Here is a 25,267-nt window from a genome sequence, read left to right as displayed (position 1 = left end):
GGCGGTCCCGCAATGCCTGACCTGAACCCCATTCGCAACAGAGAGGAAGTCCGACCATGGCACAAGAAACCATGAGCTTTCAGGCAGAAGTGAAACAGCTTCTGCAACTGATGATCCATTCGCTGTACAGCAACAAGGAAATCTTTTTGCGCGAGCTGATTTCCAACGCCTCCGACGCGGCCGACAAGCTGCGCTTCGAAGCGATCGAAAACAGCGCGCTGTACGAGAACGATCCGAACCTGCGAATTCGCGTGTCGTTCGACAAGGACGCGCGGACCATCACGCTCGACGATAACGGCATCGGCATGAGCCGCGACGAAGCGATCGCGAACCTCGGCACGATCGCGCGCTCGGGCACCAAGGAATTCTTCGGCAAGCTCTCCGGCGACCAGCAGAAAGATGCGGCGCTGATCGGCCAGTTCGGCGTCGGCTTCTACTCGGGCTTTATCGTCGCGGACAAGATCACGGTCGAAACGCGCCGCGCCGGTTTGCCGGCTTCGGAAGGCGTGCGCTGGGAAAGCGCGGGCGAGGGCGACTTCGCGGTCGAGCAGATCGACCGCGCGGCGCGCGGCACCACCATCACGCTGCATTTGCGTGCCGATGAAGACGATCTGCTGTCGGCGCATCGCCTGAAGTCGATCATCCAGAAGTACTCGGACCACGTCGCGCTGCCGATTCTGATGCAGAAGGAAGAGTGGGACGCGGAAAAGCGCGCGATGGTCGCGAAGGACGAGGACGAGACCGTCAATCAGGCGAGCGCGCTGTGGACCCGCTCGAAGAACGACATCACCGAAGAGCAGTACAAGCAGTTCTACCAGCACCTCGCGCACGATCATCAGGACCCGCTCACGTGGACGCATAACCGTGTGGAAGGCCGCAGCGAATACACGCAACTGCTGTACGTGCCGGCCCACGCACCGTTCGATCTGTGGAACCGCGAGCAGCGCGGCGGCCTGAAGCTGTACGTGAAGCGCGTGTTCATCATGGACGACGCCGAGCAACTGCTGCCCACGTATCTGCGTTTCGTGAAGGGCGTGGTCGATTCGAGCGATCTGCCGCTGAACGTGTCGCGCGAAATCCTGCAGGAGAGCCGTGACGTGAAGGCGATCCGCGAAGGCGTGACCAAGCGTTCGCTGTCGATGCTCGAAGAACTGGCCAACTCGGACAATGACGCAGACAAGGAAAAGTACGCCGGCTTCTGGAAGGAATTCGGCCAGGTGCTGAAGGAAGGCATCGGCGAAGACTTTGCGAATCGCGAGCGCGTCGCGAAGCTCGTGCGTTTCGCGTCGACGCATACGGAAACGCCGGAGCAGACGGTGTCGCTGGCCGACTACGTCGCGCGCATGAAGCCCGAGCAAAGCAAGATCTACTACGTCACCGCCGACACCTGGCAGGCGGCCACCCACAGCCCGCATCTCGAAGTGTTCCGCAAGAAGGGCGTGGAAGTGCTGCTGCTGACCGATCGCGTCGATGAGTGGATGCTGTCGTATCTGAACGAATTCGACGGCAAGCCGCTGCAAAGCGTGGCGCGCGGCGATCTCGATCTGGGCGCGTTGAACGACGAGGAAAAGCAGGCGCAGGAGAAGGTGGGCGAAGAGTTCAAGCCGCTGGTCGAGAAGATGAAGGAAGCGCTGAAGGACAAGGCGAAGGACGTTCGTTTGACGTTCCGCCTGACCGACTCGCCGTCGTGCCTCGTCGCCGACGATGGCGAAATGAGCGGCTATCTGCAACGCATGCTGAAGGCCGCGGGTCAGCAGGCGCCGTCGTTCCACCCGATTCTCGAAGTGAATCCGGAGCACGCGTTGGTGAAGGGCTTGCACGCGGACAGCGCGAACTTCGACGACTGGTGCCATCTGTTGTTCGATCAGGCTTTGCTTGCCGAAGGCGGCGCGCTGGAAGATCCGGCGAGCTTCGTGAAGCGCACCAATGCGTTGCTGCTGGCTCGCGCGAGTTGAGGTTGAAACTGGCTTGAGCCGATAGTGTCGTACTGACGCTCGTGCCTGAAAATGCGCTGCTTCGGCAGCGCATTTTTTTTTGCCCAGCGCGACGGTGCCGACGCGGGTTCCGCTTACTGAGCGGCTACTGAGCGGCGGAAGCCGACCCCTGGAAATGACGCACTTGCGTCAGCACGCAGCCGGCCAGTTCTTTGGCCTCGTAGCTCGACGTAGGGTCGCCGAGCACTTTGGCCGCGAGACTGCCGATCGCCTTGCTGGTCTGCTTCGACGTGTGGTGCTGCGCCAATGCCGAGCCGGCGAGCTCTTTCTCCTCGTACGAGGCGCCGGTGCGTTGCAGGACGAGCATCGCGAGACGGGCCAGACGATCGGATGTTTCTGCAAGATTGTCGGTGTTCAAAACGGACTCCCTGATGTTGACGGTCGAACAGATCGGCTCCCGGAACTTCTTTTCGCGTCGATTTAAATTCATTATGGTTAACTAACTAAAACTAATCAACGACCATAAATTGAGATCAAGTCGCTTCTAGATGTAATTTGGATTTGTCTTATGTCGGGGCTTTTTTCGTTAAGAAGCTTGAAGAATTGTTTGCCATTTTTAAGCTATTTATCCGCCAATTCTTATTTCTGACGATACCCTCGCGCGGTGTAATAACACCATGACCCACCCGCGCGAAACCGCTCGAAGCCCCATGTCCGACTCTGTCCAGGCGCAGCCGATCGATTCGATTCATCTGCTGTGGTCGCTCCAGCGCGAGCAGGGTTTCGACGCCGCCGCCCGGCGCGCGCTCGAACTCGTCGCCACAGGCATCACGCCGCAACTGCACGCCGATCTGTGCGCGAGCGCCGGCTATTTCGAGGCGGCGTATCACAGTGCATCGCAGGCGCAAGCGGACGCGAGCGGCGCGCGCCATGCGCGGCTCGCGTTGTTTGCCGACGCGCTCGGCCACGCCGACACCGCGCAGCGCCACAGCGAACTGGCGGCGGCCACGCAGGCGCTGGCGGCGACGCGCGAGTGGATCGTCTGGCTGACCGAGCATTGCGGTGCGCACTCGGCGGCTGCGCACATGCTGCGTGCGTACGAACGCCTCGCGCCGCGTGACGCGCGCGCGCCATGGTGGCTGGCGATCGTGCTGGCGGCGCAGCCCGACACGGCCTCACGGGCCGAGCGTCGCGCGGCGCTGTTGCGCGCGTATGCGCTCGACCCGGCGCTCGATCCCGCGTTGCCGTTGCAACTCGTGCTGGCGTTGCGCGAGATACGCGATTGGCCCGCGATCAAGCACCTCTGCCGCGAAGCACTCGCACAGCAGCCGGCCGACGCGGAAATGGCGTGGCAGCTGAGCCACGCGCAATGGCAGTGCAACGACGCGGCGGGCGCGGAGGCGACCATGCGCGCGGTGGACGCGCTCGCGCCCGGCAACGCGGAGGTGCTGGCCGCGATCGGCATGTATCTCGGCGAGCAGGCGCGCTACGACGAAAGCGAAACGGCACTGCACGCGGCGCTCGCCGTCGAGGCGGGCGCGGTGCAGGCCTCGATCGATCTCGCCGACCTGGAGTTGCGGCGCGGCGCATGGACGCAAGCGTGGCCGCGTGCACTCGCGAGGCTGGCGCGCGAAGACCGCGAGTCGCACAACATCATCGCCGTGATGGCGCGCCTGTGTCCGCGCTGGCAAGGCGAGGCGCTTGCTGGCAGGACGCTTGTCGTGCACAGCGAGCAGGGCTGCGGCGACGACATCCAGATGCTGCGCTTCGTGCCCCAACTGGCCGCACGCGTGCGCGACGAAGGCGGCCGGCTCGTGCTCGCCGTGCGGCGCGCGTTGCAGCCGCTGGCCGCGCGCTTTTACGCCGATTGCGTGTCGATCGAAGACGGGCCGCTCGGTCAGCCGGACTACGCGTTGCCGATGATGAGCTTGCCGCTCATGCTGGATCTGCAGCCGCACGAGGTGCACGGCGCGCCGTATCTGCGCGCCGATGCGAGGAAGGTGGCGGCGTGGCGCGCACGGGTCACTGCGTGCGCGCCGGAGGTCCGGCGGCGCGTTGGCCTCGTGTGGTCTGGCAGCCCGACGCATCGGCGCGATGCGAAGCGCTCGATTCCGCTGGACGCGCTCGCGCCGCTGCTCAAGCTGCCCGACGTCGCGTTCTATCCGCTCACGCCGGGACGCCACGCCGATGTGGCGGCGCTCGCTGCGCAGGGCTATCGCTTATACGATCTGACCGGGAGCTACGAGGCCGGTTTCGAGGATGTCGCCGCACAACTCGGCGCGCTCGATGCGCTGGTGACCATCGACAGCGCGCCACTGCATCTGGGCGGCGCGCTAGGGCATACGGTGTTCGCGATGCTCGATCACGTGTCGCACTGGTCGTGGGGCAATGAGGAAACGCAGCCGTGGTATGACTCGGTCGATTTGTTCAGGCAGCCGCAGCCGGCACGGTGGGCGCCGGTGGTCGAGCGGGTGGCGGAGCGGTTGCAGAAGATGATCGCCGCCGGGCGGCGTACACGCGCGACGCATGCGGTCGCGCGGTGAACGGACGGGCATCGGCACGCGCGCGTCGTTCGGTCAATTCGCGCTGGCCGTTCACGGTGTGAGGCGGGCACGCACGCAACACACGCGCGTGCCCGCCTGACAGCCGATGCCTGCTTACTTGCCCATCAACGTCTCAAGCGTCTCACCGCGCACGATGATCTCCGTACGGCGGTTCAATGCGCGGCCTTCGGGCGTATCGTTGCTCGCCACCGGATTGTTGTACGCGTTGCCCTTCGTGCGGATGCGGTCTTGCGCGACGCCGCGTGTGACCAGCGCGTAGCCTACCGAGGTTGCACGCGCTTCGGACAACTGCTGGTTGTATTCCAGCGTGCCGACATTGTCGGTATAGCCTTCGACGACGATCGGCTTCTTGCTGCGCTTAAGTAGCACAGCGGAACGGTCGACAACCGCACCCGAGTCGGCGCGCACTTCGGACTTGTTGAAATCGAACAATGCGGTTTCGGGCAGCTTGACCGCGACACCGTCCGCGACTCGCGCCACCTCGATGCCGACCGCCTTGTTCAGCGAGGTTTCCGTATCGCGATTGAGCGGCGCGGCGCAGCCCGCGATCAGCAACACCGACAACGCGCAGGCCGTTGCGCCCAGGAAAGTTTTCATCTTCTTTTTCTCCTTGATTATCCGATTGTGTGGCGCGTCCGCTGAACGCGGACGCGCCGCCCACTTTGTTCAGGCATGAAGGTTTTATCGCGCGTCGCTGACAGGAGGAATCAGCCGCGTCCGAAAACAGTAAGCGGGTTGAGATGCGTCGACATTCATGCGGGTGTCGCCGGAACGACACGCAGCGAAGCACAGCCGCGCGGGACATTGCCGGCTGGCCGCGCCGTTATAATCCGACACCATGTCTATCCGTTTCGATGCCGCAGACGCCCACTGGCGCGTCGCGCCCTTACCCGGCTTCAGCGCCGCCCAGAAAGACTGGTTGACCCGCGGCGGTTCACTGACCGCCCATCTGCGCACGCTCGGCGCGGTGGCGGTGCGCGTCACGCGCGAAAGCATTGCGCTGCCCTGGGCCGACGAAGCCGCCGCGCTCGGTGTTGCGCCGCGTGCGCCCGTGTGGGTTCGTGAAGTGGTGTTGTCGGTGGACGGTGTGCCGTTCGTCGCCGCGCATAGCGTGACGCCGCGCGCGGCGAGCGTCGGCGTGTGGCAAGCCACGCGGCGCTTGCGCACGCGGCCGCTCGCCGAACTGCTGTATAGCGACAGTAGCGTCGCGCGTTCGTCGCTGGTGAGCCGCAGGGTGGGCGCGCGGCATCCGCTGTACCGGTTGGCGGCGCCGGAGATCGACGGCATGCGGCCGCACGCGCTGGTCGCGCGCCGCTCGGTGTTCGAGCGTCACGGCGCGCCGCTGATGGTGACCGAGTGCATGTTGCCGGCGCTGTGGGCGCATCTGGCGTCCGCGTCTTCTTCGCGTGGGGCGGGCGAGGCGGACGGTTCAGGCGACGGGGCTTCGACTGCGCACGCGTCACACACCACGTCACCGCGCATACGCGAACACGGCCGCGCGCTCGACCACACCGCATCGCGTGCGCATCCCGCGCCGCGTCCGTCCGACCAACGGAGCCGCTGATGCTGCGCGGCTTTCCTCCCGTCGTTGCCGCGCAGACGCACACGCTGATTCTGGGCAGCTTTCCCGGAGAAGCGTCGCTGGCCGCGACGCAGTATTACGCGCATCCGCGCAACCAGTTCTGGCGTCTGCTCGGCGCAGTGCTCGACGAACCTTCACTGCACGAGCTGCCCTACGAAGAGCGCCTCACTCGCGTGCTCGCTCATGGTATCGGCATCTGGGACGTGCTCGACGCGTGCCATCGCGAAGGCAGCCTCGATTCGGCGATTCGCCACGCGCAACCGAATGATTTCGATTCGCTCCGTGAGCATGCGCCGTTGCTCAGGAAAGTCTGCTTTAACGGCAAGACGGCCGGCCGCTTCGCACCGGTGATCGGCGCGGCGGGCTACGCCACCCTGGTATTGCCTTCGTCGAGTCCGGCGAATGCTATGCTCTCGTTCGACCAAAAATTGCGTCTCTGGCGCGACATCCTCACATGACGAAATTGATCAAGCGCGCTTCGGCCGAGGCGCGTGCCTTCCGTAACCGTGACAACGACGCGGTCGCCGGTTATCAGAAAACTGCGCAGAAAAGCGCGCAGAAAAACACGCGCAACAAGCGCGCGTCGCTCGACGATCTGCACGACGCGCCGCAAATCGAAGCGCCGCGCAAGCCGCGTTTTGCCCCGGTGACGTTCTCGGAAGAGGGCGGCGTGCGCTTCCTGCATTTCGGCACGGAATGGGTGCAAGGCGCGATGCGTCTGCGCAAGCCGGATCACATCGAACTCGAATACGCGCAGCAGATGATGGCCTGGCTGCTGTTCCTCGAAACGCCGAAGCGCATCGTCCAGCTCGGTCTGGGCGCGGCGGCGCTGACCAAGTTCGCGCACCGTTTCCTGAAGCGCGCGAAGGTCGAGGCGGTCGAGGTGAACCCGGCGGTCGTGGTGGCCGCGCGCACGATGTTCGAACTGCCGCACGACGACGCGCGTCTGACCGTGCACGAAACCGACGCGTGGGACTTCGTCAACGACCGCGCGAATCACGGCACGATCGGCGCATTGCAGATCGACGTCTATGACGCGACCGCGCGCGGCCCGGTGCTCGACAGCGTCGGCTTCTATCGCGCGGCGCGTGCGTGTCTGACCGACGCGGGCGTGGTGACGGTGAATCTGTTCGGCGATCATCCGAGCTTCGTGCGCAACATGAAGCGCCTGAACGAAGCGTTCGACGGCCGCGTGATCGCGTTGCCGGAAGTGCACGACGGCAATCGCATCGCGATCGCGTTCTCGGGCCCGGCGCTCGACGTGCCGTTCACCGCACTGCAAACGCGCGCGAAGCTGATCGAAACGGAGCTCGGCTTGCCGGCGCGCAAGTGGATCAAGGGTATCCAGGAATCGACGGGGCAGAACGGCGCGTCGTTCTCGATCTAAGCATTGGGGCGGCCGGGCTCGTATGAGTCGCGGCCGCTTGCAGCGGGCATGACGGGGCGCGAAGGAGGCTGAAGCTTCGTCATTCTTCGGGCACTCTGGTTGCTCACTGCGTCCAGGCAACAGCAACGCGGCAGCAAAGCAATCGCGAAGCAACGCGATAGCAGCAAAGCAACACCGAAGCATTCCACCACAATGGGCGGCAATCGCCCTCGTCAAGCTAAACGCCCCCCGCGAAGCGCCGCTTGGACCGACGCTCCGGCAGCCTTTTGCGCAATTGCGCTCGCCTGCCTGGACACGCAGCGCGGCGAGACCTTCTCCCGCCGCCGCACCAGCAGGGCACGCACCGCCCGCAGCAAGCGGCACTCCCGGTCCTCGCGATCCCTTCGACGTCATCGCCGCGCCTCCGCGCATGAGCTCCCAGCCTTAATCCATCGCGCATGTCCCCGTTGCAAAGCGCCGTCGCGCCTCGGGTCGTCCCTGCTTGACCGCGCGTTCGCGGCTCCTATACTCTTTCGGAGCTTTCTTCGGGGCGCCCGTGGCTACCCGCCGTGGGATCCACTTCCCGTCAAAGACACGGGCCGACAAATTCAAAAATAGGAAAGAGGAGACGTCATGGCTCACGACGCCGACGCGAACAAGGCCAGCAAGCACTGGCTCTGGTTGCTGCTGCTGCCCTGGATCGCAATGATCTGGGTGCCGTCATACAACAGGATCGAACCGCAGCTGTTCGACTTCCCGTTCTTCTACTGGTATCAGCTCCTGTGGGTGCTGATCAGCGCCGTCATCACGGCGCTCGTGTACTTCAAGACCAAATCGCGCTATACGGGCCGTCCGCAAGGGGACGCACGATAATGAACGCCACCGCAACTTTCGTCTTCGTTCTGTTTTTCATCGGCGTCACCATTCTCGGCTTTGTCGCGGCCCACTGGCGGCGCGGCGATCTCGCCCATCTGGAAGAGTGGGGCCTCGGCGGCCGGCGCTTCGGCACCATCGTCACGTGGTTCCTGCTGGGCGGCGACCTGTACACCGCGTACACGTTCATCGCGGTGCCGGCGCTGGTGTTCGGCGCGGGGGCAACCGGTTTCTTCGCGTTGCCGTACACGATCCTGATCTATCCGTTCGCGTTCGTCGTGTTCCCGAAACTGTGGAGCATCGCCAAGCGTCACGGCTACGTGACGTCGGCGGACTTCGTGTCCGCGCGCTATGGCAGCCGCATGCTCGCGCTGGCGATCGCCGTTACCGGCATCGTCGCGACCATGCCGTACATCGCGCTGCAACTGGTCGGCATCGAAGTGGTGATCGGCGCGCTCGGTTTCGATACCAAGGGCTTCGTCGGCGATCTGCCGCTGATCATCGCGTTCGCGATCCTCGCCGCGTACACGTACACGTCGGGCCTGCGCGCGCCGGCGATGATCGCGGTGGTCAAGGACATCCTGATCTACGTGACGATCTTCGCCGCGATCATCGTGATCCCGCCGCAACTGGGCGGCTTCGGCCATATTTTCGGCGTGGTGCCGCCGGCCAAGCTGCTGCTGAAGTCGCCGGACGTGTCGAGCCTGAACGGCTATAGTGCGTACGCGACACTCGCGGTGGGTTCGGCGCTCGCGCTGTTCCTGTATCCGCACTCGATCACAGCGGTGCTGTCGTCGAAGTCGGGCAACACGATCCGGCGCAACATGGCGCTGCTGCCGGCCTATTCGCTGGTGCTCGGCCTGCTCGCGCTGCTCGGCTTCATGGCGCTCGCGGCCGGCGTGAAGGACATGCCGGAATTCGCGCCGTACTTCAAGGCCTTCGGTCCGAACTTCGCGGTGCCGGCGCTGTTCCTGCACTTCTTCCCATCGTGGTTCGTCGGCGTGGCGTTCGCGGCGATCGGTATCGGCGCGCTGGTGCCGGCGGCGATCATGTCGATTGCGGCCGCCAACCTGTACACGCGCAACGTGCACAAGGAGTTCATCAACCGCAACATGACGCACGAGCAGGAGACCAACGTCGCGAAGCTGGTGTCGCTGATCGTCAAGGTCGGCGCGGTCGCGTTCATTCTCGGCCTGCCGCTCACGTACGCGATCCAGTTGCAACTGCTCGGCGGGATCTGGATCATTCAGACGCTGCCGGCCATCGTGCTGGGTCTGTACACGCGCGTGCTCGACTATCGCGGCCTGCTGGTGGGCTGGGCGGTCGGCATCGCCACCGGCACGTGGATGGCGATTTCGCTGAAACTTGCCAGCTCGATCTTCACGATCCACCTGTTCGGCATGGCGATTCCGGGCTATGCGGCGGTGTGGTCGCTGATCGTGAACCTGGTGGTGTCCGTCGTGGTGAGCCTGCTGGTGCGTGCGTTCGGCATGCAGCGCGGCGAAGACCGCACGCACCCGGAAGACTATCTGGACGTGGTCGAAGGTTGAATCGACGGCGTACCCGATATGCCTGAAAAACGCAGCGCCCGCCGACGAAAGTTTGCGGGCGTTTGTCTTTATCGGCCGCTCCAGGGCAGGATAGCGAAACTGTCCTCTACCGCGTGGGTCGCGCCGCCATGGCTTCTGCCGATTCCCATACCGTGATTCCCCGCCGCTCGGCGCTCGGCCGGATGGTCCGCGCGGTGAGCTCGCCTTACTACCGCTACCGGCACGCGAAGGTGCTGCACAGCCTGCGCGTCGGGCTCGCGATGCTGGTTTCGATCCTCGCGACCACCGGCATCGACATTCCGCACGGCATCTGGTCGTCGGTGACGCTGCTGGTGGTGATCGGCGGCTTGCAGCATCACGGCAATATCCGCAAGAAGGCGGCCGAGCGCGCGGCGGGGACGCTGCTTGGAGCGTCGATCGGACTGCTGCTGATCGTGCAGCAGAATTTCGTCGGCTCGCTGCCGCTCACCTATGTGCTGATGGCGATCGTCGCGTCGATCTGCGCGTGGTTCGCGATCGGCTCGTCCGGCTATATCGGCCTCCTGACCGCGATCACGATGTGCATCGTCGCGGGTCACGGCGACAACCTGATCGATGTCGGCCTATGGCGCACGCTGAATGTCCTGATCGGCATCGTGATCGCGCTGGCGTTTTCGTTCGCGTTGCCGCTGCACGCGACGTATTCGTGGCGCTACGGGCTCGCGGCCAATCTGCGCGAATGCGCGTCGATCTACGCGCGGCTGCTGGAAGGCCAGACGATCAGCGAGGAAGAACAGGTCAAGCGTTTTCTGCAGATCAACAAACGGCTGGTCCAGTTGCGCTCGCTGATGCCGTCGGTGGCGAAGGAAATCGACGTGCCGCAGGCGAAGCTCGAAGAGATCCAGCGACTGCATCGCTCGGTGCTCAGCGCGCTGGAATTGCTCGCGACCGGTCCGCTGATGCACGCCGACGCGGCGGCGCGCGCCGCGTATGCCGAGCGATGCGGCGTCGAGGTCCGCGCGGTGCGGGCGACCCTGCTGGCGATCGCGCGAGCGCTGCGCTTTGGGCGCGCGACGCAGTTCGGTATTCCGGCTGCGTCGCCGTCAGGACAAGCGTCCGGCGACGCGGCGCTCAAGATGCCGCCCGATTTGCAGGGGCCGTATTGGCTCGGGCAGCGGCTTGCGGAGCAGGTGGAGCGGCTACGCGCACTGTTGCTGGAGACCGAGCCGAACTGGAATATCGAGCGACGTTCGCGGAGTTTGTTGAAGGGGTAGGTCGCGATAGCGCTTTAAGGCTTGTCCGGGACCGTCACCATCCACATCAGACCGAAGCGGTCCACCACCATCCCGAAGCCCTTGCTCCAGAACGTCGGCTGAAACGGCATCACCACCTGGCCACCGTCGACCAGTGCGCTGAAGTAGCGTTCGGCGGACGCGGCGTCGTCGGCCGTCAGCGACAGGCTGAAGCCGCTCATCGGCGCGGCGGCGGGATCGCAGTTGCCATCGGACGCCATCCACGAGGTTGAACCCATCCGCACGTTCGAGTGCATGATCTTGTCTTCGAGTCCGGGGCGAGGCTGGTTCGCCGCATCCGGCGGTGCTTCCTTGTAGCGCATCTTGAAGGTGACCTCGGCGCCGAGCTTCTCGCGGTAATAGTCGAGCGCTTCCTCGCAACGTCCGTTGAAAAATACGTAGGGCTGAACTTCCATGATCGTCTCCCGGAACAGGTTGGCCGCACCGTCGCGCCTCGAATGACGGCGACGGAAGCGGACGTGAAGACGATTGTAGTCGTCTGTCGCGGTGTGGATTGTGACGTTATTGCGTAGGAAGGTCGCGTAGGAGATAGCGGGCGCGGGCGCGTCCGGAAGTCGTAGCGTCGGACCGTAAACGGCGAGCGGCCCTGAACCGCGAGGTCCAGGGCCGCTCGATTGGCCGCGTCGGCCGCGTGCATCACGCGGCGCGCGCGGTCAGGCGCGAAGCGGGGCTTAACGCAGCGCTTCGATCAGCTTCTCCAGCTTGACCGCGTCCGCGGCGAATGCGCGGATGCCTTCGGCGAGCTTTTCGGTGGCCATCGCTTCGTCGTTGACGAGGAAACGGAACGACGCTTCGTCGACCGGCACGCGCTCGATGTTCGCGTCATTCGCCATTTCCGGCGACAGCTTGCGCTCGACCTTGTCGGTGCTCTCGTGCAGTTTCTGCAGCAGATCCGGGCTGATGGTCAGCAGATCGCAACCGGCCAGTTCCAGAATCTGACCCGGTGTGCGGAAGCTCGCGCCCATCACCTCGGTCTTGTAGCCGAACTTCTTGTAGTACGCGTAAATGCGACGCACCGACTTGACGCCCGGATCGTTGGCGCCGCCGTCTTTCGCTTCGTCCCACGCGCTGCCGGCGTTCTTCTTGTACCAGTCGTAGATGCGGCCGACGAACGGCGAGATCAGTTGCGCGCCCGCTTCGGCGCAGGCCGCGGCCTGGGCGAGCGAGAACAGCAGCGTCATGTTGCAGTGGATGCCTTCCTTCTGCAGCACTTCGGCCGCGCGGATGCCTTCCCACGTCGACGCCAGCTTGATCAGCACGCGTTCGCGGCCGATGCCGTGGTCCTTGTACAGCGCGATCAGTTCGCGGCCCTTGGCGATCGACGCTTCCGTGTCGAACGACAGGCGCGCGTCGACTTCGGTCGACACGCGGCCCGGGATGATCTTGAGGATTTCGGTGCCGAATGCGATCAGCAACTGATCGATGATCGCGCCGACGGGTTTCGACGCGTGCGCTTTCACGGTTTTTTCGAGCAGCGGCCGGTAATCGTCTTTCTGCACGGCCTTCAGGATCAGAGACGGATTGGTGGTCGCGTCCTGCGGCTTGTACTGGGCGAGCTGCTGGAAGTCGCCGGTATCGGCGACGACGGTGGTGTATTGCTTGAGTTGATCGAGTGCGGTTGTCATGTTCGAGCCTTCAGGGCGCGCGCGCCGTGGTTCAGGAGAAATGAGGTCGCCGCCGGGCTGACAGGACTGCGTCAGCGCCGGCGGCCGCGGGTCACGCTGCAGCGCTGCCCGCGATGTTGCCGGAAATATCGCCAGGAAGCGCTGCCGGATGCATCTATTCTATGGCGGATCGCCTGATCCGGTATTGACAGTTGGCCTGGGCGATCCGTTCACGGGTTTTCTCGCGGAGTTGGAGCGACGGCAGAGCATGCGTGTTGCAGCGTGGTTCGTATAGCGAAGCAAGCCGCAAGCCCATCACCGGCGCCGCGCGTTCAGCATCAGTTGCGTCAGCACGCCCGCCACCAGCCCCCAGAACGCCGAGCCGATCGACAGCAACGTGAGCCCCGAGGCCGTCACCATGAACGTCACCAGCGCCGCCTCGCGCTGCTTCACGTCCTGCATCGCGTTGGCGAGGCCGCTCATGATCGAGCCAAACAGCGCGAGCGCCGCGACCGACACCACCAGCGCCTTCGGCAAAGCCGCGAACAGCGCGGCGATGGTCGCGCCGAAAATGCCGGCGAGCAGATAGAAAATGCCGCCCCACACTGCGGCGGTATAGCGCTTGTCGCGGTTTTCATGCGCTTCGGGTCCGGTGCAGATCGCCGCCGTGATCGCCGCAAGATTGATGCCGTGCGAGCCGAACGGCGCGAGCAGCAGCGACACGATGCCTGTCGTCGAGATCAGCGGCGCCGACGGCGTGGTGTAGCCGTCCGCGCGCAGCACCGCGATGCCCGGCACGTTCTGCGAGGCCATCGCCACGACGAACAGCGGAATCCCGATGCTCACGCTGGCGGCCACCGAGAACACCGGCGGCGTGAACACCGGATGCGCGAGCGCGACGTGAAAGTGGCTAAAGTCGAGCAGCCCGAGCGCGCCGGCCGCGGCCGTGCCGACGATCAGCGTCGTGACGATCGCATAGCGCGGCGCGAGCCGCTTGACGATCAGGTAGGTGAAGAACATCGTCAGCACGAGCGCGGTCTGGAACTGCGCGGCGCGGAAAATTTCGATGCCGATCTCGAACAGAATGCCCGCCAGCAACGCCGACGCGATGCCGGCGGGAATCTTCTTCATCAGTGTATCGAACCAGCCGGTCAAGCCGACCACGGTCAGCAGCGCCGCGCACACGATGAACGCGCCGATCGCCTCCGGATACGCGACATGCGGCAGCGACGACACCAGCAGCGCCGCGCCGGGCGTCGACCATGCGATCACGATCGGCGCGCGAAAGCGCAGCGACAGGCCGATCGTGCAAACGGCCATGCCGATCGACAGCGCCCAGATCCACGATGAAATCTGCGCAGCGCTCAGATGCGCGGCCTGGCCCGCCTGGAACATCAGCACGAGCGAACTGGTGTAGCCGGTCATCATCGCGACGAAGCCGGCGACGACGGTGGACAGCGACGTGTCGGCGAGAGGATTGGGGCGCCTCGTCGGCGTGTCGGCGGGGGACAACTGGGGCGATGAAGAAAGGCTCATGCAGATGCTTTTTTATAGTTGAGGGTAATGCGTGACAGCGAGACCGCCGATGCAACAGCGCTATTTGAACCGCGCTATTTGCTCAGCGTGCGCATCGCGGTCTCCAGCCCGGCGAGCGTGAGCGGGTACATCCGGTGGCCGAGCACTTCGCGGATCGCGCTGACCGATTGCCGGTACGCCCACAAACCTTCCGGTTCGGGATTGAGCCACGCGTGATGCGGGAAGTGATCCGCGAGACGGCGCAGCCAGACTGCGCCGGCTTCGGCGTTGTTGTATTCGACCGAGCCGCCCGGTTGCAGCACTTCGTACGGGCTCATCGTCGCGTCGCCGACGAAGATCAGCTTGTAGTCGGGCGTGAATTTGTGCAGCACGTCCCACGTCGGCATGCGCTCGGCGTGGCGGCGGCGGTTGTTCTTCCACAGGAAGTCGTACACGCAGTTGTGGAAGTAATAAAACTCGAGATGCTTGAACTCGGCCTTCGCGGCGGAGAACAGTTCTTCGGTGCGCTTGATGTGGTCGTCCATCGAGCCGCCCACGTCGAGCAGCATCAGCACCTTCACCTTGTTGTGCCGCTCCGGCACCATCTTCAGGTCGAGCCAGCCGGCGTTCGCGGCGGTGCTGCGGATCGTGTCGGGCAGGTCGAGCTCTTCGGCGGCGCCTTCGCGTGCGAAGCGGCGCAAACGGCGCAGCGCGACCTTGATGTTACGTGTGCCGATTTCGACCTGGTCGTCGTAGTCGCGATACGCGCGCGCTTCCCACACCTTCACGGCCGTGCGATTGCCCGCCGCGTCGCCGCCGATGCGCACGCCTTCCGGGTTGTAGCCGCCATTGCCGAACGGCGACGTGCCGCCCGTGCCGATCCATTTGCTGCCGCCTTCGTGGCGCTCTTTCTGTTCGTCGAACAGCTCCTTGAGGCGCTCCATCAGCTTGTCGAGGCCGCCCATCGCTTCGATCTGCGCTTTCTCTTCCGGCGACAGGTCGCGTTGCAGCTTCTTCTTCAGCCAGTCGAGCGGGACGTCGAAGGCCAGTTCCGACGCTTGCGCGACGCCGTTGAAATACGCGCCGAACGCCTGATCGAACTTGTCGAAATACTGCTCGTCCTTGACCAGCGTGATGCGTGCGAGGTAATAGAACTCGTCGAGCGACGGCGCGATCACATTGGCTTTGAGCGCTTCGAGCAGCGTCAGGTATTCCTTCACCGACACCGGCAATTTCGCGGCGCGCAGCGAATAGAAGAAATCGATCAGCATGCTGTGTCTCCGGTCCCACCCTTCATGGGTGTCGACGGGAGCAGCGCCTGGGCGCTGACTCCGTCCCTGCGAAATAGTTGCCGCGCCGCGAAGGGCGAGTGCGGCGCGTCGGGCGACGGGCACGGATTCGACCCGCGTGCGCCGCGCAACGATCAGGCGTGTCCAATCAACGGTTGTTGCGATTCATGAAGATCAGCCGCTCGAACAGACTCACGTCCTGCTCGTTTTTCAGCAGCGCGCCGTGCAGCGGCGGAATGATCTGCTTCTGGTCCGACGAGCGCAGCGCTTCCGGCGGAATGTCTTCCGCGAGCAGCAGCTTGAGCCAGTCGAGCAGCTCCGACGTGGACGGCTTCTTCTTCAGCCCCGCGACGTTGCGCAGTTCGAAAAAGCTCTGCATGGCCGCGGCGAGCAGTTCCTTCTTGATGCCGGGGTAGTGCACCTCGACGATCTGCTGCATCGTGACCGGATCGGGAAACTTGATGTAGTGGAAGAAGCACCGGCGCAGGAACGCGTCGGGCAGCTCCTTCTCGTTGTTCGACGTGATGATCACGAGCGGGCGCTGTTTGGCGCGGATCAACTCGTGCGTCTCGTACACGTAGAACTCCATGCGGTCGAGTTCGCGCAGCAGGTCGTTCGGGAATTCGATGTCGGCCTTGTCGATCTCGTCGATCAGCAGCACCGTTTGCTCGTCCGACTCGAACGCCTGCCACAGCACGCCCTTGACGATGTAGTTGCGGATGTCCTTGACGCGCTCGTCGCCGAGTTGCGAATCGCGCAGGCGCGATACCGCATCGTACTCGTACAGACCCTGCTGGGCCTTGGTGGTGGACTTGATGTGCCACTGCATCAGCGGCATGCCGAGCGCGGCGGCGACCTCTTCGGCGAGCATGGTCTTGCCCGTGCCCGGTTCGCCCTTGATCAGCAACGGGCGCTTCAGCGTCATCGCGGCGTTGACCGCGAGCTTGAGGTCGTCGGTGGCGACGTACTGCGATGAGCCTTCGAAACGCATGGCGAGCTGCTCTTGTCCGGGAAAAAACCCAGTATAAGTCAGAAGACCTGTTGGCCTGAAACCGGCTCGCGTATGGTGTGAGCCGCGGTGACGTCCGCTATGCGGTCCGTTGGGTCGCGCGGCGGGCGGGTGCCGGATGCAGTTGCACGCGGTGCGCGAACGGTTCGTTCGCATGCCGGGTTGATGCCTGCTACGGGTTCACCCTGTGCCCGTTTGAGGCGTGTTCGCCGGATGCGTTAGCGGTTCGAACCGGGTGAACGGAACCCTCGCGCGCCGGCCGGGCCTTGCACGGCGGGTGTCGCGGAGCAAAGCGGCGGCGGCCGCGGCGGCACGGTCGGCGGGCGCCCGCGCCGGCCCCGCGCGGTGGACGTGCGGCGCGGCGTCGCGGTACAATCAGTCCGATTTTTTTGGCCTGCGTGGCTACCCTATAAGAAGAACGGCGCGGGCCGTTGCCTTTTTGGGCGCCCGTCTCCCCTCAAGCCAGGTTACATGCTATGAATAAATTCGTCGGCAAACACGTCGTGATCGCAGCGCTGTCGGTGCTTGCGGGCTATACGGCCAGCGCACAGGCAGCGGATGTCGTCGGCAACGCCAAGGCGGGGCAGGCCAAGGTCGCGATGTGTATTGGCTGTCACGGCATCCCCGAATACCGCACGGCTTATCCCGAGGTCTACCGCGTGCCGATGCTCGGCGGCCAGAATCAGGCATACCTCGAAAACGCGTTGCGTGGCTACAAGAAGGGCGACCGCCATTTCGAGACGATGCACGCCATCGCCGTCTCGCTGTCGGACCAGGACATTGCCGACATCGCCGCCTACTACGCGGCGCAAAATTCCGCTTCGAAAAATAATCCCGACAAGTGATCGGCCGCGGTCATCCATCCAGTCACCCGGCTATCACTATTCGCGGGATAGGAGAATTCATGATTAAGCCCCAACAGGCACTCCACACGGTGTTCAAGGCTGCATGCGCGTCGGCGGCAGTGATCGGTCTGGTTGCAGCGAACGTCGCGCATGCCGCCGACGCCGGCAACGGCAAGGTGCTGTCCGACAGCCACAACTGCGCGGCATGCCACGGCGTCAACCTGAACAAGCCGGTGAGCCCGGAGTATCCGAAGCTCGCGGGCCAGCATTCCGATTACATCTACTGGGCGCTGCGCCAGTATCAGATGGGCGTGGGCAACCCGCACCTCGGTCGCAACAACGCGATCATGCAGGCGCAGGTGCAGAGCCTGTCGCAAAGCGACATGAAAGACCTCGCGGCTTATATCGAATCGCTGAACGGCGATCTGGTGCAGAAGAAGTAAGCGCGTCGCGTGACGCGAGCGGAATCGGCTCGCAGCTTTGAGATTCGAACGACACCCCGCCCCGGCGGGGTGTTTTGTTTTGGGGGGCGGCGCAGCGATACGAGCCGAGGCGCCTCGCCCTCAATCGCGTGTCGCGCGCCGCTCGATCCGCTGAAGGTAAGCGTCCGTATCCGGCGGCGTACCGGTGCGCTGCGCTTCCCAGATGGTTTCGCCGAGGCAATCCATGATCGCGTGCTGCGCTTCGTGCGTCGAGCCGAGGCGGGACGCAAGCCGCTCGTGCGCCGCGCGAATGCCCGGCGGCTGGTCGATCGACAACTGCTCGGTGATTGCCAGATGCATCGACAGATGCAGGAACGGGTTGGTCTGGCCGCGCTCGGGCGAGTAGTCCTGCGCCTGGGCGGCGCCGCTATCGTTCAGGTCCGCATGGTACTCGGGATGCTCGACGATCCAGTCGGCGGCGATCGCTTCGAGCGGCGTCAGAATCTCGCCTTGACGCTGCTTGCGCCAGGTGTCGGTGAAAAAGAGACGGACTTCGTCGCGGCTGGGATTGAACATCGTGGAACCGGTGCGTTGGAGTGGAGAGGGCGGTGTGCGAGGCGGGCGCGCAGGCGAGCATTTTACGCCGCGGCGGCGCGCGCTGCTGACGCCGCGCCGCGCCGCCAGGTGCGGCTTAGGGCCTAGAGATCCGGCGGCGGCGTCTTCGGGCGAAACTCGCACAGCGGCTCGATCACGCAATGCCAGCATTCGGGGCGGCGCGCCTTGCACACATAACGGCCGTGCAGGATCAGCCAGTGATGCGCGTCCTGCCTGAACTCGGCGGGCGTGAATTTCTCCAGCGCCGCTTCGACCGCGCGGACGTCCTTGCCGGGCGCGAGCCCGGTTCGATTGGCAACCCGAAAGATATGCGTATCCACTGCGATGGTCGGATGACCGAACGCCGTGTTCAGGATCACGTTGGCCGTTTTACGGCCCACTCCCGGCAGACTTTCGAGCGCCTCGCGATCCTCGGGCACTTCGCCGCCGTACTGGTCGAGCAGAATGCGGCAGGTCGCGATCACGTTCTTCGCCTTGGTCCGGTACAGGCCGATCGTCTTGATGTAGCCGGTCACGCCTTCCTCGCCGAGATCGAACACCTGCTGCGGCGTATTCGCGACCGGGAACATCTTGCGCATCGCCTTGTTGACCGACACGTCCGTGGCTTGCGCCGACAACAGCACGGCGATCAGCAGTTCGAACGGCGTCGTGTATTCGAGCTCGGTGGTCGGATGCGGGTTGAGGCTCTGAAGCGTTTCGTAGATGGCGCGGCGTTTGTTCGCGTTCATGCGGCGGAGCGTGGCAGATGCGCTTAGCGCGGGTTGGACGGCGAGTCGGCGTCGGTGTCGCCGGAGGAGGCGGCGAGTCCGAGGCGGCGGCGCCGTGCTTCGGCGGCGTCGATCTGCGCCTGCACGTCGGCGCTCACACGCTCGGTGTTCAACGGGCCCTGGCCTTTGGCGGCGAGTTCTTCTTTCTTCTTGCGAGCGCGTTCGAGCGCGGCCTGGATGATCGCGCGTTTCTTCGCTTCGGCATCCTCAACGGCGGGCGCCGCAGGCGTCGCCGTTGCGCCGGTTTGCGCGGCTTGTGCCGTTTGACTCGCCTCCGCGGTTTGCTGAGCGGCGGGACCACTACCGGCACGGCGCGCCGCGGCACGCGTTTCGGCGGCTTCGCGCTCGCGGGCGAGACGGGCTTCGCGCCGGTTGTGACGCGCGCGCGCGGCGTCGGCCTGGCTCTGGCTCCACGCGTCCCAGCCGGCGGCCTCGCCCGTGACGGACGGCATCGCAATGCAGTCGACCGGGCACGGCGGCACGCACAGATCACAGCCGGTACACAGCTCGGCGATCACGGTGTGCATCTGTTTCGGTGCGCCAACTATCGCGTCGACCGGACAGGCCTGCATGCACAACGTGCAACCGATGCACACCTGTTCGTCGATAACCGCCAGCGGACGCGCCCGCTCGACGCCATTGGCGGAATTGAGCGGAATAACCGGCTTGCCGAGCAACGCGGCGAGGCGCGCGATACCCTCGGCGCCGCCGGGAGGACACTGGTTGTAATTGGCTTCGCCGTTTGCAACGGCTTCGGCGTAAGGACGGCATGCGGGATAACCGCATTTCGTGCATTGCGTTTGGGGCAGCAGATCTTCGATGCGATCTGCGAGTATTTTAATTTCTGTCACGGTCACGACGTGGGGGCTTGGCTTGCGGCCGCACAGCTTCAACTAAATAGCACATTATCGCCGATTTCCCCAATTGCCATTCGCAATCCATGTGCCATAATCGAAGCGCTTTTTCGAAAGACCGCAGAAAAGGGTGTTCCCCAACCATGGCGCGCCCGTTCAACGCTGTCGGTGCAAGGCCCGAGGAGAGGCCGGCGGCGCGATCCGGATAACGCGGCTCACGAAGACGATGCCACCATGAATCAGCCGAAAATCAAAAGAGATCCTGAAGGCACGCGGCGCCGCATTCTGCTTGCGGCGGCCGAAGAGTTTGCGAATGGTGGGCTATTCGGCGCGCGCGTCGATCAGATTGCCCGCCGCGCGGAAACGAATGAACGCATGCTCTATTACTATTTCGGTAGCAAAGAGCAGCTTTTCACCGCAGTACTCGAGCACGCGTTCAGCGCGCTCAACGAAGCAGAGCGTACGCTCGAACTGAATGGCGTCGCGCCGGTCGAGGCCGTCACGCGCCTCGCGCATTTCGTGTGGGACTACTACCGCGATCATCCCGAGTTGCTGCGTCTGATCAACAACGAGAATCTGCACGAAGCACGCTACATGCAGAAGTCGACGCGCATCCGCGAAATGATCTCGCCGATCGTCGCGACGCTCGGCGGCATTCTCGAACGCGGTCAGCGCGCGGGACTGTTTCGCACCAACGTCGATCCGCTGCGCTTTTACGTGACGTTGTCGGGCATGGGCTACTACATCGTGTCGAACCGCTTCACGCTCGAAGCGACGCTCGGACGCGATTTCAGCAGCGCGGCCGAACGCAGCGAAGTGATTCAGATGAACACCGAGTTGCTGCTCGCGTATCTGTTGCGCAAGTAGACGCGCGGCTCGCGGCGTACGTGTCGCGCATAGCCGTCGCGCAGCGGCATCACAAACGACAACGGCCTCCTGAGAGGCCGTTGCTGTTGTCGACTGCCGCGCGTGCGTTGCCCGCTCAGGCTTCGACTTTTTCCTTCACTACCTTCGCCGCCTTGTTGTGCTCGAGGATGAAGTCGCGCAGCTGCGGATAAATGATGGTGCGCCAGCGCCGGCCCGAGAAAATGCCGTAGTGGCCGCACTTTTCCGCGGTGAAGTGCCGCTTGTTCTGCTCCGGAATGCCGGTGCACAACTCGTGCGCGGCATAGGTCTGGCCGTCGCCGGAAATGTCGTCCAGCTCGCCTTCGATCGTGAAGAGCGCGGTCTTCGTGATGTCCTGCGGCTTCACCCGCTCGCCGGAGACGTCCCACGTGCCTTCGGCCAGACGGAATTCCTGGAACACCACGCGGATCGTGTCGAGGTAATAGTCGGCGTCCATGTCGAGCACGGCGTTGTACTCGTCATAGAAGCGGCGATGCGCTTCCGCGTCGTCTTCGTCGCCGCGCAGGAGGCTCTGGTAGTAGTCCCAGTGCGAGGCCGCGTGACGTTCCGGATTCATCGCGACAAAGCCGGTGTGCTGCAGAAAGCCCGGGTAAACCTTACGGCCCACACCCGGATAATTCGGCGGCACCGTGAAGATCACGTTGTTCTCGAACCACTCGTACGAATGCTGGGTCGCCAGCGAGTTGACCGAGGTCGGGCTTTTACGCGCGTCGATCGGCCCGCCCATCATCGTCATGGTGCGCGGCGTGTCTTCACCGCGGCTCGCCAGCAGCGAAATGGCGGCGAGCACTGGCACGGTCGGCTGACATACCGAGATCACATGCAGATTTTTCGCGCCGATGTGACGGATGAAATCCTGGATGTACGCAACGTAGTCGTCCAGACGAAACTCGCCGGCTTCCAGCGGCACCATGCGCGCGTCGATCCAGTCGGTCAGATAGACCTTGTGGTCTTGCAACAACGTCTTCACGGTGTCGCGCAGCAGCGTAGCGTGGTGCCCTGACAACGGCGCGCACACTAGTACGACCGGCTCGTCTTTCAACTGGGTGACAGCGTCGCTGTCGTCGGCGAAGCGCTTGAAGCGCATCAGACGGCAGAACGGTTTCTCGACAATGATCTGTTCGATGATCGGAATGTTATGACCATCTTTAACGATCTGGTGGAGATTGAACTCGGGTTTTTCGTAATCCTTGCCAAGCCGGTAGAGCAATTCGTAGCCGGCTGAAAGACGGGTTGCGCCCGGCACATAGGCCAAAGGACTGGCAGGATTCGCGAACGATTTCGACGCGGCCTGGGCCCAGGCGGTAAGGGGGCTCAACATCGCCCGTTGGAATTCGTGCAGTTGATAGAGCATGGGTGCTCCGTTCTAAGCGGGTTCGCAAGGGGCTTCGCAAACACGCGGGAAGCGTTGCGGCGGGCCATTTTGATTGTTGGCACATTGATTGTCGGCCGACAGTTTGATCGATCATATCGAACAAAGCGCACTTGTGCAATGCAGCAATTTGCGCGCGGGTAGCACGCAAACCGTCATTGAATCATGCTACTGGCGATGTTGCCGCGCCGCTATCGGGGGTTGCCTCATCCTTCAGTTCTCCGGAGCGGTTGCCGTTATGCGACGGATGACCGGTCGCCTGAGCCATTTCCTGCTCATGCTTCATCAAATTCAGGCCGGTGTGCACCAGCGCCACATGCGAAAACGCCTGCGGGAAGTTGCCGACCAGGCGTTTTTCGGCCGGGTCGTACTCTTCGGCGAGCAGGCCGACGTCGTTGCACAAAGCGAGCAACCGTTCGTACATCGCAATAGCTTCGCCGATACGGCCTTGCAGCGCGAGGTTGTCCACCATCCAGAATGAGCACGCAAGGAAGGTACCTTCCCCCGGCGGCAGGCCGTCGTCGTATTCGGTCGTGCGGTAACGCATCACGAAACCGTCGTGCATCAGGTCGCGCTCGATCGCAGCCACCGTGCCCTCGACGCGCGGATCGTGCGGCGGCAGGAAGCCGACCAGCGGCAGCAGCAACACGCTCGCGTCGAGCTGGTCGCTGCCGTAGAACTGCGAGAACGCATTGAGTTGGGGATTCCACGCCTTCTCGCAGACTTCCGCGTGAATCCGCGCGCGGGTGGCGCGCCATTCGTCGAGCGGGCCGTCGAGCTTGAACATTTCGGCCGAGCGGATCGCGCGGTCGAATGCGACCCACGCCATCACCTTCGAAAACGTGAAATGCTGACGGCCGCCGCGCGTTTCCCAGATGCCTTCGTCGGGCTCCTGCCAGATCGTGCCCAAGTGCTCCAGCAGCGCGCGCTGCACGTTCCACGCGGTGTCGTCCGCCTGCAGGCCGCCGACGCGCGCCAGGTGCAGCGCGTTCATCACTTCGCCATACACGTCGAGCTGGCGCTGGCCGACCGCGTTGTTGCCGATCCGCACTGGCTTCGCGCCTTGATAACCCGGCAGCCAGTCGATCTCGAACTCCGGCAGCCGCCGCTCGCCGGCAATGCCGTACATGATCTGCAACTGTTCCGGCGAGCCGGCCATCACGCGGCCGAGCCAGCTGCGCCACGCGCGCGCTTCGTCGTAGTAGCCGCCGCGCATCATCGCGAGCAGCGTGATGGTGGCGTCGCGCAGCCAGCAGTAGCGGTAGTCCCAGTTGCGCGTGCCGCCGAGCTGCTCCGGCAGCGACGTTGTGGGCGCCGCGACGATGCCGCCGGTCGGCTCGTAGGCGAGCGCCTTCAACGTGATCAGCGAGCGGCGGATCGCGCCGGCCCAGCGCCCTTCGACGGTGCCGCGCGCCGACCATTCGAGCCAGTGATTCTCGGTGCGCGCGAGCGACGTGTGCGCATCGCGCGCGGGCGGAATGCGCAGATGCGACGCCGCGTAGGCGAGCGAAAACGGCACGCGTTCGCCTTCGCTTACCGTGAATTCGGCGACCGTCTTCATATCTTCGCCGCGCAACTCGACCGGTGTGCGCAGCACCGCGTTGTCCGGTCCGACGATCGCCTTGATGCCGCTGTCGTGCTTGAGCCGATCGACCCACGGAATCGAAAAACCGTAGTCGAAGCGCAGCACCAGCTCCATCTTCATGCGCACGGTGCCGCGCTTGCCGACGACGATACGCACCATCTCCGACCAGCCGTTGCCCGGCGGCATGAAGTCGATCAGCGTGACGGCGCCCTCGGGCGTTTCGAAATCGGTCTCGAGGATCAGCGTCTCGCCGCGATACCGGCGCGTGATGGTGGGCGCGGTGTCCGATACGGGAGCGATGAGCCAGCGGCCGTTGTCGGGCGTGCCGAGCAGGGCGGCGAAGCACGCGCCGGAGTCGAAACGCGGCCAGCAGAGCCAGTCGACGGAGCCGTCGCGGGAGACGAGCGCGGCCGTGTGGCCGTCGCCGATGAGCGCATAGTCTTCGATGAGTGCAGGCATAGAGAAGCGTGTCAGTGATGACGCACGGCAAGGCCGTCGCGCTGGGGTCATGGTTATTACCGGACTCGCGCGATGCACATTGGTTCATCACGCAATGCGGCAAAACGTGGGTTGGTAATTGTCAAATCAATGCCTACAATCGGATTTCGAGCCGAGGTCCGGAGCCCTGCCGGGCCGAGAGTCGGCCTTGCCCATGGCGCACGCAGACGCCGTTTCCGAGGACGAAAGCCATGCTGAACCCGACGAAATCCGATTGCATCACGATACTCTCGGCCGCCAGCGAACTCGCCGGCGATTCGATGTTGCCGCTCGATCACGGCCGGCTGGGCCTGAGCCGCAACGGCATGCTGACCGCCGCCGCGTTTCTGGTCGAACGGGACTGCTTCCGGCGCTACCAGGAAGGTGACGGCCATTATGCCGTCGGCGCTCTGTCGTTGCAGGGGCGCCTGCGGCTCGACCAGCTCTCCAACGGTTGAGCGTCAAGGCGGAGCGCATCCCGTGCGTCTTTTGCTTCGTTGATTTGCCAACGTGCCGGCGGCGCATGCGTCTCGTCGCGCCGTCCGCGTTCCGCATTCAGTACATTCCCACCGACCACGCAGATCCCGCCGATTCCACCGACTACGCACGACGAAGCCGGGCACGCGCCCGGCTTCGTTCATCCGTTGCCGCCGGCTCAGAAATGCGTCGAGCCCACACCGAAAATCCCAATGATGCCGATGAGGATCAGATAGAGCGCGACGATGTAGTTCAACAGACGCGGCATCACGAGAATCAGGATGCCGGCGATCAACGAAACGACCGGGCCCAGGCTGAGTGTGACGTTCATGAAGACTCCGTAGTGTGAGACGCGTAAGACGCGATTGA

25 protein-coding genes are annotated in these 25,267 nt (G+C 64.1%); 12 read left to right on the top strand and 13 right to left on the bottom strand.

Translation table 11 applies throughout. The annotated features are described in order from the left end of the window. Window positions 1-56: 56 nt before the first annotated feature. Entirely contained in the window at window positions 57-1,955 is a 1,899-nt protein-coding gene (gene htpG, locus BGI01S_RS19335) for a molecular chaperone HtpG (protein ID WP_042327598.1), read from the top strand. 124 nt (window positions 1,956-2,079) lie between these two features. On the opposite strand, the gene BGI01S_RS19330 is transcribed toward htpG, so the two are convergent. After that, window positions 2,080-2,301, bottom strand: coding sequence for a hypothetical protein (locus BGI01S_RS19330; protein WP_042327749.1), 222 nt, complete (start codon window positions 2,299-2,301; stop codon window positions 2,080-2,082). A gap of 343 nt (window positions 2,302-2,644) precedes the next feature. Here BGI01S_RS19330 and BGI01S_RS19325 point away from each other — a divergent pair, with 343 nt between their 5' ends. Continuing rightward, entirely contained in the window at window positions 2,645-4,477 is a 1,833-nt protein-coding gene (locus BGI01S_RS19325) for a hypothetical protein (protein WP_042327597.1), read from the top strand. 114 nt (window positions 4,478-4,591) lie between these two features. Here the strand turns inward: BGI01S_RS19325 and BGI01S_RS19320 are convergent, their stop codons facing one another. Then, the gene (locus BGI01S_RS19320) at window positions 4,592-5,095 is read right to left on the bottom strand and encodes an OmpA family protein (RefSeq protein WP_042327596.1); all 504 of its coding nucleotides are present in this window, start codon (window positions 5,093-5,095) and stop codon (window positions 4,592-4,594) included. Between the two features lie 241 nt (window positions 5,096-5,336). Between BGI01S_RS19320 and BGI01S_RS19315 the strand changes: the two genes are divergently transcribed. The 6 genes from BGI01S_RS19315 to BGI01S_RS19290 all read left to right on the top strand — a co-directional run bounded on the left by BGI01S_RS19315 (window position 5,337) and on the right by BGI01S_RS19290 (window position 11,122). Further along, window positions 5,337-6,062 (top strand): chorismate--pyruvate lyase family protein, encoded by a 726-nt coding sequence (locus BGI01S_RS19315; RefSeq protein WP_042327595.1) that lies wholly within the window; start codon window positions 5,337-5,339, stop codon window positions 6,060-6,062. Continuing rightward, window positions 6,062-6,538 carry a DNA-deoxyinosine glycosylase gene (locus tag BGI01S_RS19310; RefSeq protein ID WP_042327594.1) on the top strand — a complete coding sequence of 159 codons (477 nt, stop codon included), beginning with the start codon at window positions 6,062-6,064 and terminating at the stop codon, window positions 6,536-6,538. The genes BGI01S_RS19315 and BGI01S_RS19310 overlap by 1 nt, the downstream gene beginning before the upstream one ends. Continuing rightward, window positions 6,535-7,467 (top strand): class I SAM-dependent methyltransferase, encoded by a 933-nt coding sequence (locus BGI01S_RS19305; protein WP_042327593.1) that lies wholly within the window; start codon window positions 6,535-6,537, stop codon window positions 7,465-7,467. Before BGI01S_RS19310 ends, BGI01S_RS19305 begins: the two co-directional genes overlap by 4 nt. Before the next feature lie 612 nt (window positions 7,468-8,079). Further along, entirely contained in the window at window positions 8,080-8,319 is a 240-nt protein-coding gene (locus BGI01S_RS19300; RefSeq protein ID WP_042327592.1) for a DUF3311 domain-containing protein, read from the top strand. After that, window positions 8,319-9,869 (top strand): monocarboxylate uptake permease MctP, encoded by a 1,551-nt coding sequence (gene mctP / locus BGI01S_RS19295; RefSeq protein WP_042327591.1) that lies wholly within the window; start codon window positions 8,319-8,321, stop codon window positions 9,867-9,869. The genes BGI01S_RS19300 and mctP overlap by 1 nt, the downstream gene beginning before the upstream one ends. A gap of 128 nt (window positions 9,870-9,997) precedes the next feature. Continuing rightward, complete coding sequence (locus BGI01S_RS19290; protein ID WP_174447423.1) at window positions 9,998-11,122, top strand: FUSC family protein; 1,125 nt, start codon at window positions 9,998-10,000, stop codon at window positions 11,120-11,122. A 14-nt stretch (window positions 11,123-11,136) separates the two neighbouring features. Here the strand turns inward: BGI01S_RS19290 and BGI01S_RS19285 are convergent, their stop codons facing one another. From BGI01S_RS19285 to BGI01S_RS19265, 5 genes are all read right to left on the bottom strand, one after another. Then, a complete protein-coding gene (locus BGI01S_RS19285) occupies window positions 11,137-11,556 on the bottom strand; it encodes a VOC family protein (RefSeq protein ID WP_042327590.1) in 420 nt (139 codons plus the stop codon). Window positions 11,557-11,832: 276 nt separating this feature from the next. Then, on the bottom strand, window positions 11,833-12,786 hold the full coding sequence (gene tal, locus BGI01S_RS19280) for a transaldolase (protein ID WP_042327589.1): 954 nt from the start codon (window positions 12,784-12,786) through the stop codon (window positions 11,833-11,835). A 294-nt stretch (window positions 12,787-13,080) separates the two neighbouring features. Further along, entirely contained in the window at window positions 13,081-14,301 is a 1,221-nt protein-coding gene (locus BGI01S_RS19275; RefSeq protein WP_042327588.1) for a benzoate/H(+) symporter BenE family transporter, read from the bottom strand. Between the two features lie 74 nt (window positions 14,302-14,375). Then, window positions 14,376-15,551 carry a vWA domain-containing protein gene (locus BGI01S_RS19270; RefSeq protein WP_042327587.1) on the bottom strand — a complete coding sequence of 392 codons (1,176 nt, stop codon included), beginning with the start codon at window positions 15,549-15,551 and terminating at the stop codon, window positions 14,376-14,378. Window positions 15,552-15,717: 166 nt separating this feature from the next. Next, window positions 15,718-16,560 carry an AAA family ATPase gene (locus tag BGI01S_RS19265; RefSeq protein WP_042327586.1) on the bottom strand — a complete coding sequence of 281 codons (843 nt, stop codon included), beginning with the start codon at window positions 16,558-16,560 and terminating at the stop codon, window positions 15,718-15,720. Window positions 16,561-17,054: 494 nt separating this feature from the next. Between BGI01S_RS19265 and BGI01S_RS19260 the strand changes: the two genes are divergently transcribed. Both BGI01S_RS19260 and BGI01S_RS19255 read left to right on the top strand, forming a co-directional pair. Next, the gene (locus BGI01S_RS19260) at window positions 17,055-17,423 is read left to right on the top strand and encodes a c-type cytochrome (protein WP_042327585.1); all 369 of its coding nucleotides are present in this window, start codon (window positions 17,055-17,057) and stop codon (window positions 17,421-17,423) included. Between the two features lie 59 nt (window positions 17,424-17,482). Beyond that, on the top strand, window positions 17,483-17,866 hold the full coding sequence (locus BGI01S_RS19255) for a c-type cytochrome (RefSeq protein ID WP_042327584.1): 384 nt from the start codon (window positions 17,483-17,485) through the stop codon (window positions 17,864-17,866). A gap of 120 nt (window positions 17,867-17,986) precedes the next feature. Here BGI01S_RS19255 and BGI01S_RS19250 read toward each other — a convergent pair whose 3' ends face one another. The 3 genes from BGI01S_RS19250 to rsxB form a co-directional block, all read right to left on the bottom strand. Then, on the bottom strand, window positions 17,987-18,421 hold the full coding sequence (locus BGI01S_RS19250; protein WP_042327583.1) for a DUF1841 family protein: 435 nt from the start codon (window positions 18,419-18,421) through the stop codon (window positions 17,987-17,989). A 122-nt stretch (window positions 18,422-18,543) separates the two neighbouring features. After that, entirely contained in the window at window positions 18,544-19,188 is a 645-nt protein-coding gene (nth, locus tag BGI01S_RS19245) for an endonuclease III (protein WP_042327582.1), read from the bottom strand. Between the two features lie 23 nt (window positions 19,189-19,211). After that, a complete protein-coding gene (rsxB, locus tag BGI01S_RS19240) occupies window positions 19,212-20,078 on the bottom strand; it encodes an electron transport complex subunit RsxB (protein ID WP_042327747.1) in 867 nt (288 codons plus the stop codon). A 237-nt stretch (window positions 20,079-20,315) separates the two neighbouring features. Here rsxB and BGI01S_RS19235 point away from each other — a divergent pair, with 237 nt between their 5' ends. Continuing rightward, window positions 20,316-20,948 carry a TetR/AcrR family transcriptional regulator gene (locus tag BGI01S_RS19235; RefSeq protein WP_042327581.1) on the top strand — a complete coding sequence of 211 codons (633 nt, stop codon included), beginning with the start codon at window positions 20,316-20,318 and terminating at the stop codon, window positions 20,946-20,948. Between the two features lie 115 nt (window positions 20,949-21,063). Here the strand turns inward: BGI01S_RS19235 and BGI01S_RS19230 are convergent, their stop codons facing one another. After that, on the bottom strand, window positions 21,064-22,341 hold the full coding sequence (locus BGI01S_RS19230) for a polyhydroxyalkanoate depolymerase (protein WP_042327580.1): 1,278 nt from the start codon (window positions 22,339-22,341) through the stop codon (window positions 21,064-21,066). 181 nt (window positions 22,342-22,522) lie between these two features. Continuing rightward, complete coding sequence (locus BGI01S_RS19225; protein WP_042327579.1) at window positions 22,523-24,403, bottom strand: glycoside hydrolase family 15 protein; 1,881 nt, start codon at window positions 24,401-24,403, stop codon at window positions 22,523-22,525. Between the two features lie 230 nt (window positions 24,404-24,633). On the opposite strand from BGI01S_RS19225, the gene BGI01S_RS19220 reads away from it, so the two are divergent. Continuing rightward, the gene (locus tag BGI01S_RS19220; protein WP_042327578.1) at window positions 24,634-24,879 is read left to right on the top strand and encodes a hypothetical protein; all 246 of its coding nucleotides are present in this window, start codon (window positions 24,634-24,636) and stop codon (window positions 24,877-24,879) included. A gap of 197 nt (window positions 24,880-25,076) precedes the next feature. Here BGI01S_RS19220 and BGI01S_RS29715 read toward each other — a convergent pair whose 3' ends face one another. Beyond that, window positions 25,077-25,229 (bottom strand): DUF3096 domain-containing protein, encoded by a 153-nt coding sequence (locus BGI01S_RS29715; protein WP_084585423.1) that lies wholly within the window; start codon window positions 25,227-25,229, stop codon window positions 25,077-25,079. Window positions 25,230-25,267 lie beyond the last annotated feature (38 nt).

Origin of the sequence: Paraburkholderia ginsengisoli NBRC 100965 (genome assembly GCF_000739735.1) — a bacterium.
In the GTDB taxonomy this organism is placed as follows: domain Bacteria; phylum Pseudomonadota; class Gammaproteobacteria; order Burkholderiales; family Burkholderiaceae; genus Paraburkholderia; species Paraburkholderia ginsengisoli.
Note: the sequence above shows the minus strand (reverse complement) of the source record. Positions and strands in the feature narration are given on the sequence as shown.